Origin of the sequence: Metapseudomonas resinovorans (assembly GCF_002003485.1) — a bacterium.
Taxonomy (GTDB): domain Bacteria; phylum Pseudomonadota; class Gammaproteobacteria; order Pseudomonadales; family Pseudomonadaceae; genus Metapseudomonas; species Metapseudomonas resinovorans_D.
This window is the reverse complement of record NZ_BDMA01000006.1, coordinates 1-23,254: the sequence shown is the minus strand read 5'-3', so window position 1 is coordinate 23,254 and position 23,254 is coordinate 1. Positions and strand designations below refer to the sequence as shown.

The window sequence follows — 23,254 nt, the reverse complement described above, 5'->3', positions numbered from 1 at the left end:
CGTTTACATCAGAAGTTCGGCAGCTCGAAGCGCCAGGTGGCGACATGGCTGGTGTCGTCGAATTCGCCATGGCGGTCCCAGGTTACCTCGCCTTCCAGCAGGGTCAGCTGCACCTGGGTGTTGTGGATGTTGCCCTTGGGCTCCACTTCGAAGAGGTTGCGGTCGAGCACGATCAGGTCGGCGGATTTGCCCACTTCGATGGAGCCGGCCTTGTCCTCGATGCCCATGCACCAGGCGCCGTTGATAGTCATTACGCGCATGGCCTGTTCCAGGCTGATGGGGTTGCCGTAGAAGCGCCCTTCTTCATCGCCATAGGGATTCTCGCGGGTAACCATCGCCTCGAAGCCGATCCAGGGGTTGATGCTGGACACCGGCCAGTCGGTACCCATGACCGCCACACCGCCGTGCTCCAGAACACCCTTGAAGTTGTAGGCGCGCTGCATCCGGTCTTCACCGAACACCGCGCGGGCGTTGGCGAAAGAGGACGGGAACCAGCCCACCGGCGAGAACTCGGCAGTGACATTGAGCTCGGCGAAGCGCGGCAGGTTGGCATCCAGCAACGTGGTGCTGTGGGCGCACTGGTGACGCACGCCGCTATAGCCGTTGCGCCGGCGGGCTTCAGCCACTGCGTCGAGGAACAGGTCGGATGCGCCGTCACCGGTGCAGTGGGCGATCACGCGGATGCCCCTGCGATCCATGTCCACCACCATGTCAGTGATGTGCTCCGGGGTCAGGTTGAGGTGACCACGCCAGCTGGCATCACCCGGCCAGGCGCTGGACAGGTAGGACGAACGGGATTCGTGGGTGCCGTCGAAGTGGAACTTCACTGCGTTGGCGTTGAGTCGGGCGCTGCGGTAGTAGTGGCGCTCCCCTGCCAGCAGCTCCCAGCGGCGCTTCACCGGGAAGATGTCGTCCTGCCAGCTGATGGCGGCCTCGACCCGGACCGACAGCTCACCGGCCTGGTCGATGGTTTTCAGGGCATTGAGGCGATGTTCGCAGACGTGAACGAACTTGGTGCCCACCACGCCATGACCGCTCTGGAACCAGACGCCCTCGCGGTAGGCGCGCTTCAGCGCGTGTTGCGGGGTGGGCGGCATGGCGGCGTGCATCAGCGCATAGGCGCCGTCCACCAGGATGCCGGTGGGTTCGCCGGTGACGCTGTCGCGCTCGATGTAACCATGGCGCGGGTCCATTGTGTCGGCATCGATACCGGCCATTTCCAGGGCGCGGGAGTTGACCATCATGCAGCCCCAGGAGCGGTCGAGGATGGCCACCGGACGATCTGGCAGGACGCTGTCCAGCCAGTGGCGATCAGGCACCAGGCCGGCCTGGCGGAAGGTGTAGCGGACGAAGTACTGCCCGTACACCCAACCATCACCGGGGTGGGCCGCCGCATAGTCGAGGATCGACTGGCGCACCTGCTCCGGGGTCGGATCTTCCACGCCCACTTCCAGATAGCCCGCATAGCCGGGGGCCAGCTTCAGGTCCGGATGGGTGTGCATGTCGTAGATGCCGGGCATGACAAAACGGCCCTTGAGGTCCAGCACCTGGGTGCGCGGACCGATCAGGCTGGCCATGTCGGAGGTTGCCCCCACCGCGACGAAGCGCCCGCCTCGAATGGCCACGGCTTCAGCCCAGGAATTGGCCTCGTCCACGGTGTAGATGCGGCCGTTGGTCAGCACCAGATCGGCAGCACCGGTCGGGCCTGGAACGTTACTGGAGCGGTAATCGGTGGGGTTACCCATGGCAGTGACACCTTCTTCGGAATAAGCGCGGGCTTTCCACCCGTCTTGGCAGAGTCAGTCTTGAATCGTTGGAGTCGTGATGAGGGCGCGCCCGGTTCGCAGGCGCGCCGTCGCTTCATTCGTCGTCGCGGGCGGGAATCCACCACTCTTCACCGCGCACGGTGCGGATGTACTCCGGCCAGCGATAGCGGTGCGGCGCCTGGAAATCCTTCGGCAGCAGCGGCGCTTGCCAGCGACTGCCGCCGATGCCGCCACCGGTGCGCTCGACGAACTCGGCGCGCGCTGCAGCCAGCAGGTCCGGACGGGTCAGCAGGTCCACCAGGGTCGCGGCGATGGTCTTGGCCGCCACCTGGATCATCGGGTCGATGGTCTGGCGAATGCCGCCCAGGGCGTTGGCCACCCAATCGGGATAGGTGTAGCCAGCCGGCGCCGAGAGCATCGGCCGCGCCACCAGCAGGCGCACGGTCGGGCAATGCCAGGTGTATTCCGGGTAGTCGTCGGAGGTCAGGTGCTTCTGCCACGCCGGCATCTGCAGGCGCATCTGGCGCTCGCACTCCTGCGGCTCGATCAGTTCTTCGGTTGCCGGCAGGAAGGGTTTTTCCATGGGTTCCAGGCCGAGGTTGGCCTGGATTTCCTGGGCAATCTCGATCGCTTCATTACCCCAACGCGGAGCGCCGACCAGCGCCAGGTTGTCGTAGGTAGCCTGGGCCATCACATGGTTGGGCAAGCCGCCACGGGACTTGCACACCCAGGTCTTCTTCCACTGGCAACCGGTGGCCATAGCGGTGGCGGCCGCGTTGTTGTCCATCACCTGGGCAATGGTCTCGGCCTGCTCGATGGAATCGCAGCGCAGCAGGTACTGGATCTGCGAAATGTGCGGCGGCAGGTTGTCCGCAGTCGCCTGGCCAGCAGTGAGAATGGCCTCGTTGTAGCTCCACAGGCCAGTGAACGGCAGCGTGGAACGGCGCAGGCTTTCGTTCAGGGTATAGAAATGCACCAGCGCATCGTTGGCACCCGGTGCGCGGGCCGCGAGATGGTTCTGCGGAATCGGGCTGTACTTGTCCGAGGCGATCCAGTTTTGCGGCTCATCGCAGGTGAAGGTGTAGATGTACGCATAGGCGATACCGCAATGGGTATCCCAGGTGGTGGTGTTGTTCAGCGGCAGCATGTAGGTGGGGTGGAAGCTGATGGCCGCGTCGATATCGTCGTAATAGCCCTTGGCAGCATGCACCGGCTTGGAGGCGCGCAGCTTTTCCGCCGGCTCGCCGAAGAACTTCAGGGTGCCCTGGATACCGTGCTCCAGCATCGCCGCCTTGGCCGCCAGCAGGCCACCGAGGGCACTGATGCCCAGCGCCGAATGCGGGTCGGTATGGCCGGGAGCGAAGCGCGATAGCCCGTCACGCGGCATCTTGCGGGTCGTTGCGGCCTGGCAGTTGCCGGGCACGGCATCGTACTCGCCATAGGTCGCAACCACCGGGCCTTCGCCGTTCTTGAAGGTGGCGCAGAACGCCGTGGGCATGCCACCGCTGCCCTCTTCCACCTCGAAGCCTTCCTTGCGCAGCAACTCGACGTACCAGGCGCAGGACTTGTACTCGCGGAATGCCGGTTCCGCGTAATGCCAGATGACCTGGTGCCAGTCCGAAAGGGTCTTTTGCTGCTGCGCCACCCATTCCAGGGCGAATTGCTTGGGCTCGTGCATAAAGGAGGTTCCTTGATGATATGACCGGGCCCGTCCGTGCAGGGCCAGCGGTGGGCTGGCCCTAGTATTGTTGAGTCGAGCGATACAACAATCGATTTATTTCGCCACTAATGTTTAGATATTTTCACCTCACACCAGTATTCCGGAGCTGCCATGCGCTTCCCCTCGATGACCGCCTTGCGCGCCCTGGACGCCGTCGCCCGTCTGGGCAGTGTGTCCGCCGCCGCCCATGAGCTGAACCTGACCCGCAGCGCCATCAGCCACCAGATCAGCAGCCTGGAAGAGAGTCTTGGCTTCACCCTGACCGAGCGCATCGGTCGCGGCATCGGCCTCACCTACCGCGGCGAACGCTATGCCCGGGAGGTCCACCGCATCCTTTCCAACCTGGAGGAAGCGAGCCGGCGCCTGGATGACCAGGAAATCTCCGGGCGCCTCAGCGTGAGCTGCAACCCCGGCTTCGCCACCTACTGGCTGTGTCATCACATCGGCGGCTTCCTGCGCCAGTACCCACAAGTCCAGTTGCAACTGATTTCGCCGCGCACGCCGGATGATGTCAGCAACGCCAACGTCGACCTATTCGTCGCCTACGGCATCGGCGACTGGCCCGACATGTCGGTGGAGCAGATCGTCGCCCTGCGCTTTTTCCCCGTGTGCAGTCCGCGCCTGATCAACGCCATGGGCGGCCTCAAGAACCCGCAGGAACTGGCCGGATTCCCGCTGCTGCACATGAGCGACTACAGCGACTGGCGGGTCTGGCTCGCCGCCGCCGGTGCCTCCAGCGTGGATGCCGGCACCGGCATCGTCTTCTCCGATGCCCACTGCGCGCAGTCCGCGTGCATTGCCGCTCAGGGCGTCGGCATGGGCGACAACCTGATCAGCGGCGACGCCCTGGCTCGTGGCCTGCTGGTGCGTCCATTCGAAATCGCCATCGACTCCCATCGTGGCTATTACCTGGTAGCCGACCCGCAGAAGGCCGAACGCCCGGCTGTACAAGCCTTCAGCAACTGGGTGAAGACACAGCTGCAAGCCTCTACACAGATCTGGCACGAACACCGCTGAGCCGGTACCTGCGTGGGCTGAAGCCCACCCTACGGGTCACCGGTCACCCCAGCATGCACCTGTGGGAGCGAATTTATTCGCGATTGAAATCGCTCCCACACGACCACCTTGGAACTCGGTCTGGCCGTAGGGTGCGCCGCGCGCACCGCCGCTGTGCCACCGGCAAAGACGCGCCCCATTTTCGTCCTGGGAATGTCCAAAAAAACTAAACATTAAGGGCGAAATAATTCCATTGATGTAGCGCTGCCTTTGACAATAATGGCCAAAACGCCCAATCCGGGACCCATTTGCGAGTCCCAGCACAACAAGGGGAGTAACCAGCGTGCCAAGCAGTCAGGCCATCCAGCTCAGCGCCCAGGGGATCAGGAAGCAGTACGGACATTTCACCGCCCTGGACGGCATCGACCTGGACATCCGCCAGGGTGAGTTCCTCACCCTCCTCGGCCCGTCGGGTTCAGGCAAGACCACCCTCCTGATGATCCTCGCCGGCTTCCTCGAAGCCAGCGCCGGCCAACTCATGGAGAACGGCGTAGATATCAGCCGCCGTCCGGCCGAGAAGCGAAACTTCGGCATGGTCTTCCAGGGCTACGCCCTGTTCCCGCACATGTCGGTGGAAGACAACGTCGCCTATCCCCTGCGCATTCGTGGCGTAAAGGCCGAAGAGCGCCAGCGCAAGGTCAAGCACATTCTCGAAGTGGTGGGCCTCGGCGCACACATGAAGAAGAAGCCGGCCGAGCTGTCCGGTGGCCAGCAGCAACGCGTCGCCATTGCCCGCGCGCTGGTCTTCGAGCCGGACCTGCTGCTGCTCGACGAACCCCTCTCCGCGCTGGACAAGAACCTGCGCGAACAGCTCCAGGCCGAGCTGCAACGCATCCATCGCCAGGTGGGCACCAGCTTCGTCTTCGTCACCCACGACCAGGGCGAGGCGCTAGCCCTCTCCACCCGCATCGCCATCTTCAACCAGGGCCGCCTGGCCCAGGTCGACAGCCCGGAAGACATCTACGACCGGCCCAACAGCCGCTTCGTCGCCGAGTTCCTCGGCAAGATGAACCTCTTCCCCCTGGAGGACCTGACCCGCAACGGCACCAACGCCAGCGGCCGCTGTGGCGACAACCAGTTGCACGCCGCCGCCCCCCAGGCACTGGGCGATCAACCGAAGCTCTTGGCGGTACGCCCCGAGCACATGGACCTGCATACCGAACGCCCCGAACTCAGCGGGCACAACATCGTCGCCGCGCACCTCACCGAAAAGGTCTACCAGGGCGCCAGTACCCACCTAGCGCTGAAACTGGGCCAGGACGCCCCGGCCATCAACCTGGCGGTACCCGGTAACCACCCCGGCGCCCAGTTGGCCAGCGGCACACCGGTATGGCTGAGCTGGCCGGTACAGCGCAGCTTCCTGCTCGACGCCTGAGTACCGAGACGCACCTTTTTCCACTGCGCTTCCCTACAACAACAATCGGCCGCGCCCCAAAGGGCGGGCCACGCGAGGAATTGCCCATGAGCCAGGAACATCAGCGCGACTGCATCGAAGTCCTCATCGAGAAAGCCCGTAACGGCCAGATCAACCGCCGCACCTTCATCCAGGCCATGGGCCTGCTGGCAGCCGCGCCGCTCGCCATGCGCAGCGGTATCAGTTGGGCCGCCGACGGCAAGCCGCTGGTAGTCGTGAACTGGGGCGGTGATGCCCTGGACGCCTTCCGCCGCTCCTGGACCGACAGCTTCAGCAAGAGCACCGGCATTCAGGTTCGCATCGACGGCGCCGGCCCCACCGAAGGTGCCATCCGCTCGCAGCTGGCCAGTGGCAAGCCGAGCTGGGACGTCGTCGACGTGGACAGCTACAGCGCCATGACCCTCGGCCGCGACAAGATCCTCCAGCCGCTGGACTACAGCGTCATCCAGCGTGGCCAGGTCGCCCCCGGCCAGTCCCACGACCACGGCATCGCCGGCTACCTGTTCAGCTACGTGATGGCCTGGGACAGCGAGCAATTCGGCGACCAGGGTCCGACCAGCTGGGCCGATTTCTGGAACGTGGAGAAATTCCCCGGCAAGCGCACCCTCTACAAGTGGATGAACGGCATGTTGGAAGCCGCCCTGCTGGCCGACGGCGTACCGGCCGAGCAGCTCTACCCGCTGGACGTCCCGCGCGCCCTGCGCAAGATCGACGAACTCAAGCCCCACGTCCTGTCGTTCTGGAGTTCCGGCGCGGAAAGCCAGCAGCTGATGATCGAAGGCGAAGTATCGATGGGCGCCATCTGGAGCACTCGCGCCAAGCTGCTCGCCGAAGACAGCGAAGGCCGCATCCGCTGGGGCTACGACAATGCGTTCCTCAACGCCAGCAGTTGGGCCGTGCTTTCGGACAACCCGGCCGGCAGCCAGGAAGCCATGCGTTTCATCCAGCACGCACTGCAGCCGGAAGGCCAGCTCAAGCTCTTCGAACTGCTGGGTAACGGCCCGTCCAACGGCGCCACCCAGAAGCTCATGACGGCGGAGCAGCGCGAGGCGGATTGCGCGTCCGAGGAGAACTTCAAGAAGCAGATCTTCCTCAACACCGAGTGGTACGCGGACAACTACGCCACCACCCTGGAACAGTACCTGACCCACCTTTCCAAGTGAGCCGCCGCGCATGAGCACAACCCACTCCGCCAACCTGGAGCGCAGCCTGCTGCTGATCCCTCTGCCCCTGCTGCTGCTGGTCTTCTACCTGCTGCCGTTCCTCGGCGTGGTGGGTTGGAGCTTCACCCTGCCGGAGCCCGGTATCGAGCAGTACCAGCGCATCGCCACCGATCCCGCCATCCACGACATGCTCTGGCGCACGCTGCGCCTGTGCCTGACGGTCAGCACCCTGGCGCTGGTCATCGGCTATCTGCTGGCCTACTGCTGGGTGTTCAGTCCACCGTTCTGGCAACGCATGGTGGAGATCTGCATCTTCATCCCGTTCTGGATCTCGGTACTGGTCCGGGCATTCGGCTGGCTGATCGCCCTGCGCAGCAACGGCGTACTGAACGGTGGCCTGATGGGCCTCGGCCTCATCGACTCGCCGCTACAGTTGACCCGCAATGAAACCGGCGTGGTGATCGGCATGCTCCATTTCATGGTGCCTTACGCCCTGTTCCCGCTGCTTTCCAGCATGCGTCAGCTCGACCAGCGCGTGCTGCTGGCCTCCCGCGGCCTCGGCGCAGGTGCCCTGCGCACCTTCTGGCAAGTCCTACTGCCGCAGACCGTACCGGGCCTGCTGGGCGCCTTCATCATGGTCTTCGTGTTCTGCCTGGGCTTCTTCATCACGCCGGTGCTGCTGGGCGGTGGCCAGACGGTGATGATCGCCGAGTACGTCTTCCTGCAGATGTTCCAGACCAGTAACTGGGGCCTGGGGGCCGCACTCAGCGTGGTGCTGCTGGCCCTGGTCAGCGCCCTGATCTGGCTGCTGCTGCGCATAACCCGTGTCAACCGCCTGGTGGGCTGAGGTCAATCATGAATACACATAAAACGGGCCTTTCCACCCGCCTGCTCGCCACCGTGGCCATGGCCTTCATGCTGTTCCCGCTGCTGACGGTCATCCCGGTGTCATTCACCAGCAAGCGCTACCTGTCGATGCCCAACGGCAACTGGTCGCTGCGCCACTACGAAGCCCTGCTGGGCAACCCGGAGTGGATGGCGAGCATCCTCCAGAGCCTCGGCATCGCCTTCGCCACCAGCCTGATCGCCACCGCCCTGGCGGTCAGTTTCAGCCTCGGCATCTGGTATCTGCGCTCTCGCCTGGCCACCGTGCTGATCGGCCTGGTACTGCTGCCCATGGCGATTCCGCCGGTGATCTCGGCGCTGGTCCTGTACTTCATGGAGACCAACCTCGGCCGCATCGCTCCCGGTTTCGGCTACGACACCATTCCTGGCGTGATCATCGCCCACGTGGTGATGGTGGTGCCCTACGGTGTGGTGACCATGCTGGTCGCACTGAGCCAGATCGACCGCCGCATTGAACTGGCCTCGCGTAACCTCGGCGCCAGTCTGATGCAGACCACCTTCCTGGTGGTGATGCCGAACCTCAAGCTGGGCATCGCCTCCACCGCCCTGCTCAGCTTTGCGCTGTCGTGGGAGGAAGTGGCGGTGACCCTGTTCATCACCAGCGTCGACGTCAACACCCTGCCCCGCCGCATCTGGGGCGGCCTGCGGGACAACGTCGACCCGAGCGTGGCAGCCATCTCCGTGCTGCTGATCGGGGTGACGCTGCTGGTGCTCTGCGCGCGGTTGCTGTTGCAGTACCTGGCAGATCGCAAGGCCAGGGAGGCCACGACCAGAGCGGCGACTGCGCCGGCCTGATACGGAAAAGCCCGGACTTGATCCGGGCTTTTTTGTGCTGGAAGGTGGTGACTCTGTAGGGGCGATTTCAATCGCCAAGCGGACCGCAGGTTCGCCCTTCGAACCTTGAGGGGGCAGCTTCGCTGCCCTTGGCGAATGAATTCGCCCCTACAAGGAATCGATCGTAGGAGCGAGCTCTGCAAGCGAACCTGGGCGGCACCTGGGTAGTCGGAGTCAGCCGGCTAGCGCCCTCACCCCCGGCCCCTCTCCCCGAGGAGAGGGGTGACTCGCGCCGGATACGCCATGCCATCCGGCGATCTCGAAACCTTGTGGGGGCATGGACCGTAGGAGCGAGCTCTGCTCGCGAACCTGGGAAGTCGGAGCCGGCCTGCCAGCCCCCTCACCCCCGGCCCCTCTCCCGCAGGAGAGGGGTGACTCGCGCCGGAGACGCTATGCCACCCGGTGAGGCCGAACCCTGTAGGGGCGATTTCAATCGCCAAGCGAACCGCAGGTTCGCCCTTCAACCCCCGATGGGGCAGCTTCGCCGCCCTTGGCGAATGAATTCGCCCCTACAAGGAATCCAACTGTAGGAGCGAGCTTGCTCGCGAATCTGGGCGGCGCCTGGGTAGTCGGAGCCGGCCGGATATTTCCCTCGCCCCCGGCCCCTCTCCCGCATGAGAGGAGTGACTCGCGCCGGAAACGCCATGCCATCCGGCGATCTCGAAACCCTGTAGGGGCGATTTCAATCGCCAAGCGAGCCGCAGGTTCGCCCTTCTGGCTTGCGCGGGCAGCTGCGCTGCCTTGGCGAATGAACTAGCCCCCACAAGGAGCAAAGCCCGCCGTCAGTTACGGAACGACGTATCGATACGATCCAGCCGGCGCAATTCCGCCTGCCAGACCAGGTCGACGCTCTCCAGGTGGTAACGGTCATTGTTCAACTGGCGCGCGGTGAATTCGCAGGCCTCGTGGTCAGGGATGATCAGCGGCCGGCCCGTCTTCATCGCCTCCAGCTGAATCTCGCAGGCCTGGTTCAGGTAGTACATGAGGAAGTAGGCCTCGGCGACGCTGCGACCCACCGTGAGCAGGCCATGGTTGCGCAGGATCAGGGCCTTGCTGCTGCCCAGCGCGGCGACGATACGGCCGCGGACTTCCAGGTCCAGCGGCACACCCTCGTAGTCGTAGTAGGCGACCCGATCGTAGAAGGTCATGTTGGTCTGGTTCAGCGGCAGCAGGCCCTCTTCCAGTGCGGCGACCGCCATGCCAGCCATGGTGTGGGTATGCATCACGCACACCGCGTCATGGCGGTTCATGTGGACGGCACTGTGAATGGTGAAACCGGCTGGATTTACTTCCGGTGAATGGGCATCGAGCTTGCTGCCGTCGACATCGATCGCCACCAGGTTGGAAGCGCTGACCTCCTCCGGACGCAAGCCGTACTGGTTGATCAGGAATGCCGGATCGTCCCCCGGCAGGCGTACCGAGATGTGGGTGAAGACCTGGTCGCTCCAGCCATTCAGATCCAGCAGGCGGTAGGCGGCGGCAAGGTCGGTTCGCAGTTGTTGTTCTGTGGTGTTCATCGGGTTTCCCGCAGGCTATCTGGTTGTCGAGGCAGGCAGACTAGGTCCGCTTGTTGGCCATGAGATATCGATTTATCCTCCCGCCACTCATTCCATTTCGTAATGAACCTCCATGCGCCGACTTCTGCCCAGCATGATCTCCCTCACCTGCTTCGCCGCCTTCGCCCGGCACATGAGTGTCACCCGTGCGGCAGAGGAACTCAGCCTGACCCAGGGCGCCGTCAGCCGGCAGATCAAGAACCTTGAAGAGATGCTTGGCCGCCCCCTGGTGGAGAAGGTTCGCCAACGCTTGCTACTGACTGAAGACGGTCGTCGCTATGTGGAGGAAATCAGCCCCCTCCTGGATCAGCTCGAAGCCGCCACCCAGCGCACCAGTGCCAGGCACTCGGGGCGATTGCGTGTCGGCGCGGAACCCTCCCTCACCACTCGCTGGCTATTGCCGAAGCTGAAGGCTTATGGGCAGTTGCATCCCGAGATCGAGCTGCAGGTGATGAATGACCTGCACCGTCTCTATGAACAACTGGAAGGTTTCGACCTGGCTGTTCTTTTCGGTGACGGCAACTGGCCGGGGTTCGAAGCCCAGCTGCTGATGGGCGGCGAAATGGTCGCGGTCTGCACCCCGGAACTGCTGGAGCGCCATGGCCCGGTAAATGAACGGAGAGACATCCTGCGCTATCCCCTGCTCCACCACAGCGCTCTCGCGGATCAGGGCAAATCTTCCACCCAGCTCTGGCTGCAAAGCGCCGGTCTGTCACCCAGGGAAATCGACGCCCTGCCCGGCCAGCGCCTGGAGCACTTCCAGTTCGTCCTTGATGCTGCCGTGCACAGCCTGGGCATCACCGTGCTGCCGCGTTACTTCGTTGCCCCGGAAGTGGAAGCGGGTCGGCTGGTGATCGCCAGTCCGGAACCCTTGCTCTGCGGCGACTATTACCTGGTGGTGCCGGAGGGATGCCGGGATGCCAAGGTTCGGGCGTTCGCCGACTGGCTATTGCGTTGACTCCCTGTGGGGACGATTTCAATCGCCAAGCGGACCGCAGGTTCGCCCTTGGCGAATGAATTCGCCCCTACAGAAGAGCAGTTTGGCGCCGAATCAATGCCGCAGCGCGGTCGACTCCCGCGCCACCAGTTCGCTGCCTACATCCACCAGTGCGTCCCACTTTTCTTCACCGGCGATGCGCTGACAGAGCAGTTCGACCGTCGCATTGGCTACCCGCTCAGCGGGGATTCGCACGCTGGTGAGTGACGGCGTGGCCACGCGGGCAATGGGCAGGTCACCGAAGCCGCAGATGCCCAGTTCGTCCGGCACTCGGATACCCAGGCGCTGACAGGTGAAGAGCGCGCCGATGGCGGGCATGTCGTTGGTGAAGAAGGCGCCATCGCATTCAATCTCGCCACGAGCGAAGCGCTGAATCACGTCCACACCGTCATCGATATGCGGTACGGGCGACGTGTTCAGGCGCAAGGGTTCGATACCGAGTCCATCCTGCACGGCCTGGCGAAAGCCGGCGAAGCGCAGGTTCTCACGCTCGTCGTCGTAGCCGAAGAATGCCGGCTTGCGATATCCGCATTCCACCAGGTGGCGCCCGGCAGCCGCACCCGCCGACCAGTTGGAGAAGCCCACGACCTGCCCCACGGGCGTGCGCGGCACGTCGCCTTCCGGCAGGTCCCAGAGCTCGATCAGGGGGATATCCGTGGCTTGCAGCAGCTCCAGGGTTTCCGGGGCGTGGTAGCCATAGGCGAGGATCAGCCCGTCCAGCTGGCGCCCGAGAAAAGCGCGCAGCAGCTTGCCTTCCTCTTCCTGGGAGAAGCGGGTTTCTCCAATCAGCAGGTGGTAACCGGCTCGCGCCAGCCCTTGCTGGAGGATTTCGATGGTAGCCGCGAGGATGGGATTGGTGATGGTGGTGATCAGCGCACCGATGATGCCGCTGCGCCGGGTCACCAACTGGCTGGCCGCCAGGTTGGGCACGTAACCCAGTTCGCGAACCGCCTGCTCGACCTTCTGCCGGGTCCGCTCGGAAACCATGTCCGGCTTGCTCAGCGCTCGCGACACCGTCATGCCGGAAACCCCGGCCAATTGGGCGACGTCGTGCAGGGTGGGTTTGCTCTTGGTCGACATCCTGGCCTCTGGCGCCGTGTTCAGGGAGGCGCATTATCCCTATCGGCGTCGTATGAAGCACGCAACTGTAGGGGCGATTTCAATCGCCAAGCGGACCGCAGGTTCGCCCTGCCGGCTCGACGAGGGCAGCTGCGCTGCCCCTGGCGAATGAATTCGCCCCTACAGAAGAACGAAGACCTCGCCTGGGTCAGGCCAGGAACTCCGAGTGCTCCCACACCTCGATCACTGTCGGGCGATCAGCCTTGGCGGCGGTCTTCAGCAACTCGGCCAGGTGTTCCAGGCTTTCGGCCTTCTCGGCGTTGCAGCCGAAGGCGCGGGCAAGGCCCTGGAAGTCCGGGGTGTAGATGTCAACGCCGATGGTGGGGATGTCACGGTTCTTCATGTAGCGCTTGATCTCGCCATAGCCGCTGTTGTTCCACAGCAGCACGATGATCGGTGCGCCGGCTTCCACCGCTGAGGCCAGTTCCGGCAGGGTGAACTGGATGCCGCCGTCGCCAATCAGGGCGATGACCGGGCGATCCGGCGCAGCCAGCTTGGCACCCACGGCCGCCGGCAGGCCGTAGCCCAGGGTGCCGTAACCGGTAGCGGAGTTGAACCAGCTACGCGGACGGGTGGCTTCGAACAGGTGGTTGCCGGAGTACACCGGCTGGGTCGAGTCGCCCGCCACGATCAGGTCCGGCAGGGTCTGCTGCAGGGTTTCCAGAACCTTGCGCTGGCCGTTCCAGGTCTCTGGCCATTGGGCATCCAGCTCGGCACGCACGGCTGCAGCGCGCTTGGAGCCGGCACTGTCGGCGTTGAAGGCAGCGCCGGTGCCGAGGGCATCAGCCAGGGCAGCCATGGCCTTGCGGGAGTCGCTGAGGATGGCGATATCGGCCGGGTAGTTACGGTTCAGCTGCTCGGCGTCGATGTCGATGCGGATCAGCTGGCTCTCGATACGGAAGTTGCCGTCGAACACCACGTCGTAGTCGGTCTCGCCCAGCTCGGTGCCGATGGCCAGCACCACGTCGGACTCAAGCACCATCTGGCGCACCGGCACCCAAGCCTGGTTGCAGCCGAGCGCCAGCGGATGCCCCTTGGGCAGCACGCCCTTGGCGTTGATGGTGTAAGCAGTCGGCGCATCCAGCGCTTCGGCCAGACGCTGGGCCTCGGCGCCGGCGTCGGCACAGCCGCCACCCAGCAGGACCAGCGGACGCTTGGCGCCCTTGAGCATCTCGGCAGCGCGGGCAATGGCGTCCTGGCAGGGGCCGGGACGGCTCGGCAGCGCGCCCAGCTTGCGACGCACATGGTCGGCCGGAGCGGTGATGACGTCGATCGGAATCTCGATGTGTACCGGACGCGGGCGCGCGCCATTGAATACGGCGAAGGCACGGGTCAGTACATCGGGCAGCTCGTCGGGGCGCATCAGGGTGTGGCTGAAGGCAGCGACGCCAGAAACCAGGTTGCGCTGGGATGGCAGCTCGTGGAGACGGCCACCGCCCATGCCCAGTTGTTCGGTGTTGTTGACGCTGGAAATCACCAGCATCGGAATGGAGTCGGCGTAAGCCTGGCCCATGGCGGTGGTGATGTTGGTCATGCCCGGGCCGGTGATGATGAAGCACACGCCCGGCTTGCCGGACACGCGGGCGTAACCATCGGCCATGAAGCCTGCACCCTGCTCGTGGCGCGGGGTCACGTGACGGATAGCGGTATTGGGCAGGCCGCGATACAGCTCCACCGTGTGCACGCCAGGGATACCGAACACGGTATCCACGCCAAAGCCTTCCAGCAGCTCAACCAGCAGTTCTCCGCAGGTCAACATGGGCAGTCCTCCAAAGGATCAGTCAACGAATGGAGGGCACTCTAACACCAGATTGTTAGCGTTAACATCGCTTTTGTCGGAATTGTCTGACGAGGTCTTTCTGCCAAGTTGGGAACTGGGTTGTGGGGGCGAATTCATTCGCCAAGGGCAACGACGTTGCCCCTTCAACATCTCAGGGCAGACCTGCGGTCTGCTTGGCGATTGAAATCGCCCCCACAGGGTGTGGAGGGCGACTGTGCATCAGCCCAGGAACAGCCTGCAGGCCGGGTTGTCGCTTTCTTCCCAGTACGGATAGCCGATTTCGTCCAGGGCCTCAAAGATCAGGTGGTTCTCGTCCTCTGGCACTTGCAGTCCGGCCAGCACACGGCCATCGGCGGCACCGTGATTGCGGTAGTGGAACAGCGTGATATTCCAGCGCCCGCCCAGCTTGTTGAGGAAGTTGAACAGCGCACCCGGACGCTCAGGGAATTCGAAGCGGAACAGCCGCTCTTCGCCGATGTACGCAGCGCGACCCCCGACCATGTGGCGAACATGCATCTTCGCCAGTTCGTTCTCGGTCAGGTCGAGCACCGGAAAACCTTGCTCCTGCAGGCTTCCCACGAGGGCCGCGCGAGGATCGTTGAGCGGATGGGTCTGCACGCCGACGAAGATGTGCGCCTCGTCACCCGAGTTGTAGCGATAGTTGAACTCGGTGATCTGCCGCCGTCCCAACGCCTCGCAGAAGGCCTTGAACGAGCCGGGGCGCTCCGGCAGCGTCACCGCGATGATCGCTTCGCGCTTCTCCCCCAGTTCGGCACGCTCGGCCACATGGCGCAGACGGTCGAAATTGACGTTGGCGCCCGAATCGATGGCCACCAGCGTCTGGCCGCTGGCGCCGTCGCGTTCCACGTACTTCTTGATCCCGGCCACGGCCAGCGCGCCGGCGGGTTCGGTGATGGAACGGGTGTCGTCGTAGATGTCCTTGATCGCCGCGCAGATCTCGTCCGCACTCACGGTCAGCACCTCATCGACGAAATGCCGGCAGACCTCGAAGTTGTGCGCGCCGATCTGCGCCACCGCCACCCCATCGGCGAACAGCCCGACCTGGTTCAGCACCACCCTTTCCCCGGCGGCCATTGCGGCCTGCAAGCAATTGGAGTCCTCCGGCTCGACGCCGATCACCTTCACCTCGGGTCGCAGGTATTTCACATAGGCGGCGATGCCAGCGATCAGGCTGCCGCCGCCCACGGGCACGAAGATGGCGTCCAGGCGGCCGGCATGCTGGCGGAGGATTTCCATGGCGACGGTGCCCTGTCCGGCGATCACATCCGGGTCGTCATAGGGCGGCACGAAGGTCAGCCCCTGCTCCGCCGACAGTTCCAGCGCGTGGGCCAGCGCATCGGGGAAGGCATCGCCGTGCAGCACCACCTTGCCGCCCCGGGAACGCACGCCCTGCACCTTCAGCTCGGGGGTGGTGCGCGGCATCACGATGGTCGCCGCCACCCCCAGCTCCCGCGCCGCCAAGGCCAGGCCCTGGGCGTGGTTGCCCGCCGAAGCAGCGATCACGCCGCGCGCACGCTCTTCAGCGCTCAACTGCACCACGCGGTTGTAGGCGCCACGGATCTTGAAGGAATACACCGGCTGCAAGTCTTCACGCTTGAGCAATACCTGGTTGCCAAGGCGCTCGCTCAGTTGTCGCGCAGGCTGCAGGGGCGTTTCGATAGCCACGTCGTACACCGGCGCGGCGAGGATCTTGCGCACGTAGTGCTTGAGAAGGCTTTCGCGCTCATCCAGCGGGCGCTCGGTGAGTCGTTCGGCGGGTTGGGTGGTGAAGGTGGTCATGCTGGGCTCCTGGTTTCGATCTTGGCGCCCAGGAGACAGAAGGAAAAAACCCGCCTCGAGGGCGGGTTTCTGTTTGGTCGTCGGCTAACCCGCCACTGCTGGAATGGCGGTAATAATCGCGGGGCCGGACAACCAAGGGAATTGAGTCATGGCGGGCAATCTAGAGGCCCGCAGTCCTACAGGTCAAGAAGAAAATGCACTAAAGAAAAAAGGAAGAGTCCGATAACCGCACCGTCAGGAGACATGGTCACGCACCATCCGAAGCTCGGCCGCGTCCTGGTTCATTCGCTGGATCACATTGAACAGCTGCTCCTTCAGCACGGCGTCACCAATGCGATCAGCCGCGCGCATCACCGCCAGGGCAGCGTCCTCGTTGTTCATCGCCACGGCGTCCAGGGTCTTGCGGAAGTTTCTAACGGTACGGGTCACACCAAAGGCTCCAGAGAATCTGTGTGCACCCTATTAGATGAATATTTCTCTTTGATTTCAGTGGCTTGGATCAATGCTTCGGTCTGCCCAATTTGACGTTGCCAGCGCCATTCACCAAGCTACCGCCCTCGAATCGCTCATCAGGAACATCACGACGTGATTGCCCCTCTCTACCGCCGGGGCCGGCTGGCGCTGTGCGTCGCCGCCCTGCTCTCCCTGCTCGCCGGTTGCGACAAGGAACCCACCAAGCCCGAGCCGCCCAAGGTCGACACCTACACCAAGGCGACCTGGGAAGAACTCCCCGCCAGCAGCGACGCCGACGTCATCGCAGGCTTCAGTGCCTGGCGCTCGGCCTGTGCACGCCTGGCCAAGGACCCGGTCTGGTCGGCTACCTGCAGCAGCGCCGCGCAAGTGCCGCAAGACCCGGCCGCCATCCGCACCTGGCTCAAGGCGCAGCTGGAGGTCTACAGCCTGCGCAACGCGCGCAACAGCCCGCAGGGCCTGATCACCGGCTATTACGAGCCGGTCTATGCCGGCAGCCAGGAACACAGCGAGCAGACGCCCGTTCCCGTCTACGGAATTCCCGAAGACATGATCGTGGTCGCCCTCGACAGCCTCTATCCGGAACTCAAGGGCAAACGCCTGCGCGGCCGCCTGGAAGGCCGCGTGCTCAAACCCTATGACGATGCCGCCACCATCCGCACCCAGGGCGTCAAGGCGCCTGTCCTGGCCTGGTTGGCCGACCCGATGGACCTGCAATTCCTGCAGATCCAGGGCTCCGGACGCATCCAGCTGGAGAGCGGCCGGCAACTGCGCATCGGTTACGCCGACCAGAACGGCCACCCCTATCGACCGGTGGGCCGCTGGCTGGTGGAACAGGGCCAGTTGAAGCAGGAAGAGGTCAGCATGGGCAGGATTCGCGACTGGGCGAAAGCCAACCCGCAGCGGGTGCCGGAACTGCTGGCGAGCAACCCGAGCTTCGTGTTCTTCGGCCTCAACCCGGACAGCAACGAAGGTCCGCGTGGCTCGCTCAACGTGCCGCTTACCGCCGGCTACAGCGTGGCCATCGACCGCAAGGTAATCCCGCTCGGCAGCCTGCTCTGGCTCTCCACCACCCGCCCCGATGGCAGCCCGGTGACCCGCCCGGTCGCCGCCCAGGACACCGGTGGCGCCATTGCCGGCGAAGTGCGCGCAGACCTGTTCTGGGGCACTGGCGCCGAAGCGGGTGAACTGGCGGGCAACATGAAACAGCAAGGGCAGATCTGGCTGCTCTGGCCCAAGGGCGTTCCGCTGCCCGGTTCGGCCGCAACACAGGTTCAAGGAGGCAAATCATGAGTCTCGGCATCCGCACGGAAATACCCGCCGACATCCCGGCCATCGAGGCCCTTACTGCCACGGCGTTCGCCAGCGCCCCGCACAGCAGCGGCACCGAGCAGTTCATCGTCAATGCCTTGCGCCGGGCCGGGCAGTTGTCGATTTCGCTGGTGGCGGAGGAGAACGGTGAGATCGTCGGCCATGTGGCCCTTTCGCCGGTGACCATTTCCTCCGGCGCCCAGCACTGGTACGGCCTGGGTCCGATCTCCGTGGCGCCGGCGCGCCAAGGCACGGGCATCGGCTCGCGACTCATGGGCGCGGCCCTGGCAGCGCTGCGGGAACTGGGCGCGCAAGGCTGCGTTCTGCTGGGCGACCCCGCCTACTACAGCCGCTTCGGCTTCGTTGTACGGCCAGGCCTGGTGCTGCCCGGTGTGCCGGCGGAGTACTTCCAGTCCCTGTCCTTCAGCGGTGAGTGGCCTGTAGGCGACGTCAGCTACCACGTCGCGTTCGAAGCCACTGCCTGAGCGGCGCTCGATTCGGTATAAGAAGGCTTTGCGCAAGGGAAGGCGCCAACCGAGTCGGCCAGTACGGGGGCAGCCATGAGCGACAACAGCGAATCCACCACCCAGGAGGTCTACAAGGCCCTGCTGGAATCCACCCGGGCGATCCCCTGGAAGATCGACTGGAAGACCATGACCTTCGCCTACATCGGCCCGCAGATCGAAGAGCTGCTGGGCTGGACCCCGTCGAGCTGGGTCACGGTCAACGACTGGGCGGAACGCATGCACCCGGACGATCGCGACGCGGTCGTCGCCTTCTGCGTCTCCCAGTCCCAGGCAGGTACCGATCACGAAGCGGACTACCGGGCGCTGACGACCACCGGGGGCTACGTCTGGATTCGCGACGTGGTGCATGTCATGCGCGATGCCGACGGTGAGGTGGAAGCGCTGATCGGCTTCATGTTCGACATCAGCGAGCGCAAGAAGGCCGAGCAGCAGCTCATCGACCTGCAGAAGCAGCTGGAAGAGTATTCCTACAAGGATGGCCTGACTGGCGTAGCCAACCGGCGCATGTTCGATTCGATGCTCGACGTGGAATGGGCCAACGCCCAGCGCACGGGCGAGCCGCTGTCGCTGATCCTCCTCGATATCGACTACTTCAAGCAGTACAACGACCACTACGGCCACATCCAGGGCGATGACTGCCTGAAGAGCGTCGGCCGCGCACTGATGAATGCGGCCATCCGCCCCCGTGACTTCGTCGCCCGCTTCGGTGGCGAAGAATTCGTCCTGATCCTCCCGGGTACCGACGAACCCGCAGCCCGCCAGGTGGCCGAGCGCTGCCGCAAGTTGATCCGCGAGCAGTGCATTCCTCACGAGAAATCCAGCATCGCCTCACTGCTCACCATCAGCCTGGGCGTCGGCACCGTGGTACCCCGCCATGACGAGCCGCCCCTGCCCTTCATCCAGGCCGTCGACCGGCTGCTGTACCAGGCCAAGCAACGCGGCCGCAATCGCCTGGAGTCGGCCCACTGGAGCAGCACGGCCACCGCCCTGGTTGGCGAATGAAGTCCAATAGCCTTGTAGGAGCTAGCTTGCTAGCGAAAAGGGGGCATTCGCTGGCAAGCCAGCTCCTACGGGCAATGCAGCGAGTTGGCTCCGTGCCTCGCCATTTCGCGAATGAATTCGCCCCCACAGGACTGTGCCGAAGGTGAGCCGGGAGTCCCCCCTCGCCCTCTGGGAGAGGGGCCGGGGCGGGCCGCGTTCGGATGAGGGCTGTCATCGGCGGGCACGGTATCTGGATACAGCACGCGCTCTACGGTCGATTGGCCAGCACTAGTGGCACACCGCCAGATGCGAAAAAGATGCATTTTAGAGCTGCTCATCGTTCTTGAGCTTGGCCGTCACGGTATGAAGTGCCTCATTGCGCCTTGGCACCGTGACGGTCCTTTTTAAGGACCATCTCTGGGCGACGCATCCCACCGAAAGACCCAGCCCCTCCAAAGAGGGGCTGGTTCGTTGCATCAGTGGAACCGTGGCCAGTGCCAATGATGGTGCTCGAACCACTCCTTGATTTCCGGACGGTTGCCCCACAGCACCATGCCGATGCAACCGAAGAACAGGCAACCCATGACGATCAGGCCCAGTGCATTGACGCTCATTGCACACCTCCGACTCATTCGACCGACTACAACATTCAGCTTACAAGCCCCCAACCCCTCTACAAGCGGCGGGCGCCAACCGGTCGCGCGCTGACTTTTTACGCATTTTTTACGCCGCTGGGTCCAACCAGAATGGATACTTGCCTCCCCATTGTGGCCAGCCGCCATACGCGATTCGCGCCCTCATCCTTTGCCCTTCGACATCCGCACCACGCCCCACCCCAGGAGTGATCCAATGAGTTCCAACGCCCTGGAGCAGCACACCCATGCTCGCCCACATTCTTCGCTTGGCCTGCTTGTGGCCGCGGCCGGTGTGGTCTACGGCGACATCGGTACCAGCCCGCTGTACACCCTGAAGGAAGTGTTCTCCGGCCACTACGGCGTACAGGTCAACCCGGAAGGCGTCTACGGCATCCTGTCCCTGGTGCTCTGGTCGCTGCTCTGGGTGGTGTCGCTGAAGTACGTGATGTTCATGCTGCGCGCCGACAACGACGGCGAAGGCGGAGTGATGGCCCTGACCGCCCTGGCCCGTCGCGCCACGGCGGCGTACCCGAAACTGAGCGGGCTGCTGGTGCTGCTGGGCCTGTTCGGTACGGCGCTGTTCTACGGCGACAGCATGATCACCCCGGCCATCTCCGTACTCTCCGCAGTCGAAGGCCTGGATGTCGCCCTGCCTGGCCTTGGCCACTGGGTGGTACCGGTGACCGTGGTGCTGCTGATAGGCCTGTTCCTGATCCAGAAGCACGGTACCGCGCGCATCGGCATTCTCTTCGGTCCGGTGATGGTGGTCTGGTTCGTGGTGCTGGGTGTATTGGGCGTTCACGGCATCGTCCGGCATCCCGAAGTGCTCCAGGCGGTGAATCCCTGGTGGGCCTTCAACTTCTTCCTGGCCCACCCCGGCATTGGCGTCACCATCCTCGGTGCAGTGGTGCTGGCCCTGACCGGCGCCGAGGCCCTGTACGCCGATATGGGCCACTTCGGCCGCAAGCCCATCGCCCGCGCCTGGTTCAGCCTGGTCCTGCCCGGCCTGGTGCTGAACTACTTCGGCCAGGGCGCGTTGCTGCTCGACAATCCGGCGGCCGCCCGCAACCCCTTCTACTTGCTGGCCCCGGAATGGGCGCTGCTGCCCATGATCGGCCTCTCCACCCTGGCCACCATCATCGCCTCCCAGGCGGTGATTTCCGGCGCTTTCTCACTGAGCCAGCAGGCTATCCAGCTCGGCTACATCCCGCGCATGCAGATCCAGCACACCTCCAGTGCAGCGCAGGGACAGATCTATGTCGGTGTCGTGAACTGGGCATTGATGACCTGCGTCGTGTTGCTGGTCATCGGCTTCGGCTCATCCGGCGCGCTCGCGGCGGCCTATGGCGTGGCGGTGACCACCACCATGCTGATCGACACCCTGCTGGTTTCGGCCGTCATGCTGCTGCTCTGGCGCGTACCGCGCTGGCTGGCGGTGCCGTTGCTGTTGGGATTCGTTTTCGTCGACGTGCTGTTCTTCAGTGCCAACGTGCCGAAGATCTTCCAGGGCGGGGCCTTCCCGGTGATCGCCGGGGTCATCCTCTTCGTCCTGATGACCACCTGGAAGAGCGGCAAGCGCATCCTCATCGAACGCCTCGACGAAACCGCCCTGCCCCTGCGCGGCTTCATCGACAGCATCTGCCTGCAGCCGCCGCACCGTGTCGAGGGCACCGCGGTGTTCCTCAGCGCCAGCCCCGACGCCGTGCCCCATGCGCTGCTGCACAACCTGCTACATAACCAGGTGCTGCATCAGCAGGTGGTGTTGCTCACGGTCATGACCCGCGATACGCCCCGTATCGAGGATGCCCAGCGCTTCGAAGTCACCCGCTACGACGGCGGGTTCTACCGGGTGCTGCTGCATTTCGGCTTCATGGAAGAACCCAACGTTCCGGAAGCCCTGAGTGCCTGTCGCCTGGAAGGCCTGGACTTCACCCCCATGCGCACGACCTTTTTCCTCAGCCGCGAAACCGTGATCCCCACCCGGGGTCTGGGCATGTCGCTCTGGCGCGAAGGGTTATTCGCCTTCCTGCACAAGAACGCCAACAGCAGCCTGCGCTACTTCCAGCTACCGGTTAACCGGGTGATCGAGCTGGGTACCCAGGTCGAAATCTGATCCCACTGCGGGCGCTGCGGACTGATTCCCGCAGCGGCCCGCGCAGTTTTTGGGAGCCCCGCCCAAATAGCTCCAAAAGGAATTAATAAATACTAATTAAGTATTTATCGGTCTAAGAGAGGAACGGCTAGTCTAGCCCCGTCACCCCTCAGGACTCCCCAAGGAGCTGCATCATGGACCGCACCGACAACGTCATCGACCTCGCCCGCTATCGCACGCGCCGCCAAGCGCGCCGCATGGCTGAGCTGATGTGGACGATGTATGCCTGCCGGGCCGGTTACGGGGCGTTCCAGCTCCTTCAGCAACAACGGGAAAACGGCATTCGCGAGGCGTGAGTCATGGGTCATTCGCTACCTGTCGACGCCGTTGACCAGGTGTTGCTCTCGGCCGCTGCCGTAGACGACCCGGTAGGCCAACGCGTCGCCAGCAACCTGCTGCGCCTGCGCGCCAAGCGCAATCTCTCTCTGGATGGTCTTGCCCGCGTTTCCGGCGTGAGCCGGGCGATGCTGGCGCAGATCGAGTCCGGGCGCAGCGTTCCCTCGATCAAGGTCCTGTGCAAGATCGCCCAGGGCCTGAAGGTCTCGGTGGCGGCATTTCTCGATGACCGAGCCTTCGACGGCGTCTCGGTGTTGCCCGCCAGCCAGAGCAAGCGCCTGGTGAACGGCGACGGCAGCTTCGTCAGCCGCGCGCTGTTCCCATTCGATTGCTCGCGCCAGGTGGAGTTCTACGAACTGCGCCTGGCGGGCCTGGCCACCGAGGACTCTCCCGGCCATGCCCCCGGTACCCAGGAAAACCTGGTGGTCGCCCAGGGCGTACTGGAAATCAGCGTGAACGAAGAACGTTTCCTGCTCGCCACCGGCGACTCGATCCTGTTCTACGCCGACCAGCCCCACGCCTACCGCAACCCCTCCAACAGCGAAGCGGTGGCCTACCTGGTCACCACCTACGCCGAACGGCTCGACTGAGCGCCGGATCGCGGAGGACAGGCTTCATCGATCCACCGTCAGTGCCAGCCTGAAGTGGTCAAGTAAAACTGGACACCGGTTTAGGTTTATCCAGCCAGCGCTTCGCGCTGTACCGGTGTCTGGTAGTTGTTGTAGCTGTG

General features: G+C 64.1%; 20 protein-coding genes. 12 read left to right on the top strand and 8 right to left on the bottom strand.

The annotated features are described in order from the left end of the window. Positions 1-8: 8 nt before the first annotated feature. Together MnOB_RS01680 and MnOB_RS01675 are read right to left on the bottom strand one after the other, a co-directional pair. Positions 9-1,745: an amidohydrolase gene (locus tag MnOB_RS01680; RefSeq protein WP_077521343.1), complete on the bottom strand. Its 1,737-nt coding sequence runs from the start codon at positions 1,743-1,745 to the stop codon at positions 9-11. 115 nt (positions 1,746-1,860) lie between these two features. Next, positions 1,861-3,444, bottom strand: a complete 1,584-nt coding sequence (locus tag MnOB_RS01675; protein WP_077521340.1) for a zinc-binding metallopeptidase family protein — start codon at positions 3,442-3,444, stop codon at positions 1,861-1,863. Positions 3,445-3,597: 153 nt separating this feature from the next. Between MnOB_RS01675 and MnOB_RS01670 the strand changes: the two genes are divergently transcribed. The 5 genes from MnOB_RS01670 to MnOB_RS01650 all read left to right on the top strand — a co-directional run bounded on the left by MnOB_RS01670 (position 3,598) and on the right by MnOB_RS01650 (position 8,820). After that, a complete protein-coding gene (locus MnOB_RS01670) occupies positions 3,598-4,503 on the top strand; it encodes a LysR substrate-binding domain-containing protein (protein WP_077521338.1) in 906 nt (301 codons plus the stop codon). Positions 4,504-4,825: 322 nt separating this feature from the next. Continuing rightward, entirely contained in the window at positions 4,826-5,917 is a 1,092-nt protein-coding gene (locus MnOB_RS01665; protein ID WP_077521335.1) for an ABC transporter ATP-binding protein, read from the top strand. Positions 5,918-6,003: 86 nt separating this feature from the next. Next, on the top strand, positions 6,004-7,119 hold the full coding sequence (locus MnOB_RS01660; RefSeq protein WP_077521332.1) for an ABC transporter substrate-binding protein: 1,116 nt from the start codon (positions 6,004-6,006) through the stop codon (positions 7,117-7,119). A 10-nt stretch (positions 7,120-7,129) separates the two neighbouring features. Next, the gene (locus MnOB_RS01655) at positions 7,130-7,966 is read left to right on the top strand and encodes an ABC transporter permease (protein ID WP_077521329.1); all 837 of its coding nucleotides are present in this window, start codon (positions 7,130-7,132) and stop codon (positions 7,964-7,966) included. A gap of 8 nt (positions 7,967-7,974) precedes the next feature. Further along, positions 7,975-8,820: an ABC transporter permease gene (locus tag MnOB_RS01650; protein ID WP_077521326.1), complete on the top strand. Its 846-nt coding sequence runs from the start codon at positions 7,975-7,977 to the stop codon at positions 8,818-8,820. Between the two features lie 821 nt (positions 8,821-9,641). Here the strand turns inward: MnOB_RS01650 and MnOB_RS01645 are convergent. After that, positions 9,642-10,376 carry a class II aldolase/adducin family protein gene (locus tag MnOB_RS01645; protein ID WP_077521323.1) on the bottom strand — a complete coding sequence of 245 codons (735 nt, stop codon included), beginning with the start codon at positions 10,374-10,376 and terminating at the stop codon, positions 9,642-9,644. A gap of 112 nt (positions 10,377-10,488) precedes the next feature. On the opposite strand from MnOB_RS01645, the gene MnOB_RS01640 reads away from it, so the two are divergent. Further along, positions 10,489-11,373, top strand: a complete 885-nt coding sequence (locus MnOB_RS01640) for a LysR substrate-binding domain-containing protein (protein ID WP_234358189.1) — start codon at positions 10,489-10,491, stop codon at positions 11,371-11,373. Between the two features lie 93 nt (positions 11,374-11,466). Here MnOB_RS01640 and MnOB_RS01635 read toward each other — a convergent pair whose 3' ends face one another. From MnOB_RS01635 to MnOB_RS01620, 4 genes are all read right to left on the bottom strand, one after another. Further along, positions 11,467-12,492, bottom strand: a complete 1,026-nt coding sequence (locus tag MnOB_RS01635; protein WP_077521320.1) for a LacI family DNA-binding transcriptional regulator — start codon at positions 12,490-12,492, stop codon at positions 11,467-11,469. A gap of 187 nt (positions 12,493-12,679) precedes the next feature. Then, positions 12,680-14,290, bottom strand: coding sequence for a 5-guanidino-2-oxopentanoate decarboxylase (locus tag MnOB_RS01630; RefSeq protein WP_077521317.1), 1,611 nt, complete (start codon positions 14,288-14,290; stop codon positions 12,680-12,682). A 240-nt stretch (positions 14,291-14,530) separates the two neighbouring features. Further along, positions 14,531-16,111: a threonine ammonia-lyase, biosynthetic gene (ilvA, locus tag MnOB_RS01625; RefSeq protein WP_077521314.1), complete on the bottom strand. Its 1,581-nt coding sequence runs from the start codon at positions 16,109-16,111 to the stop codon at positions 14,531-14,533. Between the two features lie 234 nt (positions 16,112-16,345). Further along, entirely contained in the window at positions 16,346-16,540 is a 195-nt protein-coding gene (locus MnOB_RS01620; protein ID WP_077521311.1) for a hypothetical protein, read from the bottom strand. 156 nt (positions 16,541-16,696) lie between these two features. Here MnOB_RS01620 and mltA point away from each other — a divergent pair, with 156 nt between their 5' ends. The 3 genes from mltA to MnOB_RS01605 all read left to right on the top strand — a co-directional run bounded on the left by mltA (position 16,697) and on the right by MnOB_RS01605 (position 19,422). After that, positions 16,697-17,875 (top strand): murein transglycosylase A, encoded by a 1,179-nt coding sequence (gene mltA, locus MnOB_RS01615; RefSeq protein ID WP_077521308.1) that lies wholly within the window; start codon positions 16,697-16,699, stop codon positions 17,873-17,875. Beyond that, a complete protein-coding gene (locus MnOB_RS01610; protein ID WP_077521305.1) occupies positions 17,872-18,378 on the top strand; it encodes a GNAT family N-acetyltransferase in 507 nt (168 codons plus the stop codon). Before mltA ends, MnOB_RS01610 begins: the two co-directional genes overlap by 4 nt. A 75-nt stretch (positions 18,379-18,453) precedes the next feature. Then, entirely contained in the window at positions 18,454-19,422 is a 969-nt protein-coding gene (locus tag MnOB_RS01605) for a sensor domain-containing diguanylate cyclase (RefSeq protein WP_077521302.1), read from the top strand. 455 nt (positions 19,423-19,877) lie between these two features. Here MnOB_RS01605 and MnOB_RS28725 read toward each other — a convergent pair whose 3' ends face one another. Further along, complete coding sequence (locus tag MnOB_RS28725; protein ID WP_158713757.1) at positions 19,878-20,015, bottom strand: hypothetical protein; 138 nt, start codon at positions 20,013-20,015, stop codon at positions 19,878-19,880. Positions 20,016-20,250: 235 nt separating this feature from the next. Here MnOB_RS28725 and MnOB_RS01600 point away from each other — a divergent pair, with 235 nt between their 5' ends. The 3 genes from MnOB_RS01600 (at position 20,251) to MnOB_RS01595 (ending at position 23,114) form a co-directional block, all read left to right on the top strand. After that, positions 20,251-22,149: a potassium transporter Kup gene (locus MnOB_RS01600; RefSeq protein ID WP_077521299.1), complete on the top strand. Its 1,899-nt coding sequence runs from the start codon at positions 20,251-20,253 to the stop codon at positions 22,147-22,149. A gap of 173 nt (positions 22,150-22,322) precedes the next feature. Continuing rightward, positions 22,323-22,484: a hypothetical protein gene (locus MnOB_RS28975; RefSeq protein ID WP_199824426.1), complete on the top strand. Its 162-nt coding sequence runs from the start codon at positions 22,323-22,325 to the stop codon at positions 22,482-22,484. Between the two features lie 3 nt (positions 22,485-22,487). Beyond that, the gene (locus MnOB_RS01595) at positions 22,488-23,114 is read left to right on the top strand and encodes a helix-turn-helix domain-containing protein (protein WP_077521296.1); all 627 of its coding nucleotides are present in this window, start codon (positions 22,488-22,490) and stop codon (positions 23,112-23,114) included. The last annotated feature ends 140 nt before the right edge of the window (positions 23,115-23,254 follow it).

Bases quoted from the DNA above. Each gene is read 5' to 3' on its own strand.
- MnOB_RS01680 (WP_077521343.1), bottom strand. From the start codon at position 1,745: ATGGGTAACCCCACCGATTACCGCTCCAGTAACGTTCCAGGCCCGACC.
- MnOB_RS01675 (WP_077521340.1), bottom strand. From the start codon at position 3,444: ATGCACGAGCCCAAGCAATTCGCCCTGGAATGGGTGGCGCAGCAGCAA.
- MnOB_RS01670 (WP_077521338.1), top strand. From the start codon at position 3,598: ATGCGCTTCCCCTCGATGACCGCCTTGCGCGCCCTGGACGCCGTCGCC.
- MnOB_RS01660 (WP_077521332.1), top strand. From the start codon at position 6,004: ATGAGCCAGGAACATCAGCGCGACTGCATCGAAGTCCTCATCGAGAAA.
- MnOB_RS01655 (WP_077521329.1), top strand. From the start codon at position 7,130: ATGAGCACAACCCACTCCGCCAACCTGGAGCGCAGCCTGCTGCTGATC.
- MnOB_RS01650 (WP_077521326.1), top strand. From the start codon at position 7,975: ATGAATACACATAAAACGGGCCTTTCCACCCGCCTGCTCGCCACCGTG.
- MnOB_RS01645 (WP_077521323.1), bottom strand. From the start codon at position 10,376: ATGAACACCACAGAACAACAACTGCGAACCGACCTTGCCGCCGCCTAC.
- MnOB_RS01640 (WP_234358189.1), top strand. From the start codon at position 10,489: ATGCGCCGACTTCTGCCCAGCATGATCTCCCTCACCTGCTTCGCCGCC.
- MnOB_RS01635 (WP_077521320.1), bottom strand. From the start codon at position 12,492: ATGTCGACCAAGAGCAAACCCACCCTGCACGACGTCGCCCAATTGGCC.
- MnOB_RS01630 (WP_077521317.1), bottom strand. From the start codon at position 14,290: ATGTTGACCTGCGGAGAACTGCTGGTTGAGCTGCTGGAAGGCTTTGGC.
- ilvA (WP_077521314.1), bottom strand. From the start codon at position 16,111: ATGACCACCTTCACCACCCAACCCGCCGAACGACTCACCGAGCGCCCG.
- MnOB_RS01610 (WP_077521305.1), top strand. From the start codon at position 17,872: ATGAGTCTCGGCATCCGCACGGAAATACCCGCCGACATCCCGGCCATC.
- MnOB_RS01605 (WP_077521302.1), top strand. From the start codon at position 18,454: ATGAGCGACAACAGCGAATCCACCACCCAGGAGGTCTACAAGGCCCTG.
- MnOB_RS28725 (WP_158713757.1), bottom strand. From the start codon at position 20,015: ATGAGCGTCAATGCACTGGGCCTGATCGTCATGGGTTGCCTGTTCTTC.
- MnOB_RS01600 (WP_077521299.1), top strand. From the start codon at position 20,251: ATGAGTTCCAACGCCCTGGAGCAGCACACCCATGCTCGCCCACATTCT.
- MnOB_RS28975 (WP_199824426.1), top strand. From the start codon at position 22,323: ATGGACCGCACCGACAACGTCATCGACCTCGCCCGCTATCGCACGCGC.
- MnOB_RS01595 (WP_077521296.1), top strand. From the start codon at position 22,488: ATGGGTCATTCGCTACCTGTCGACGCCGTTGACCAGGTGTTGCTCTCG.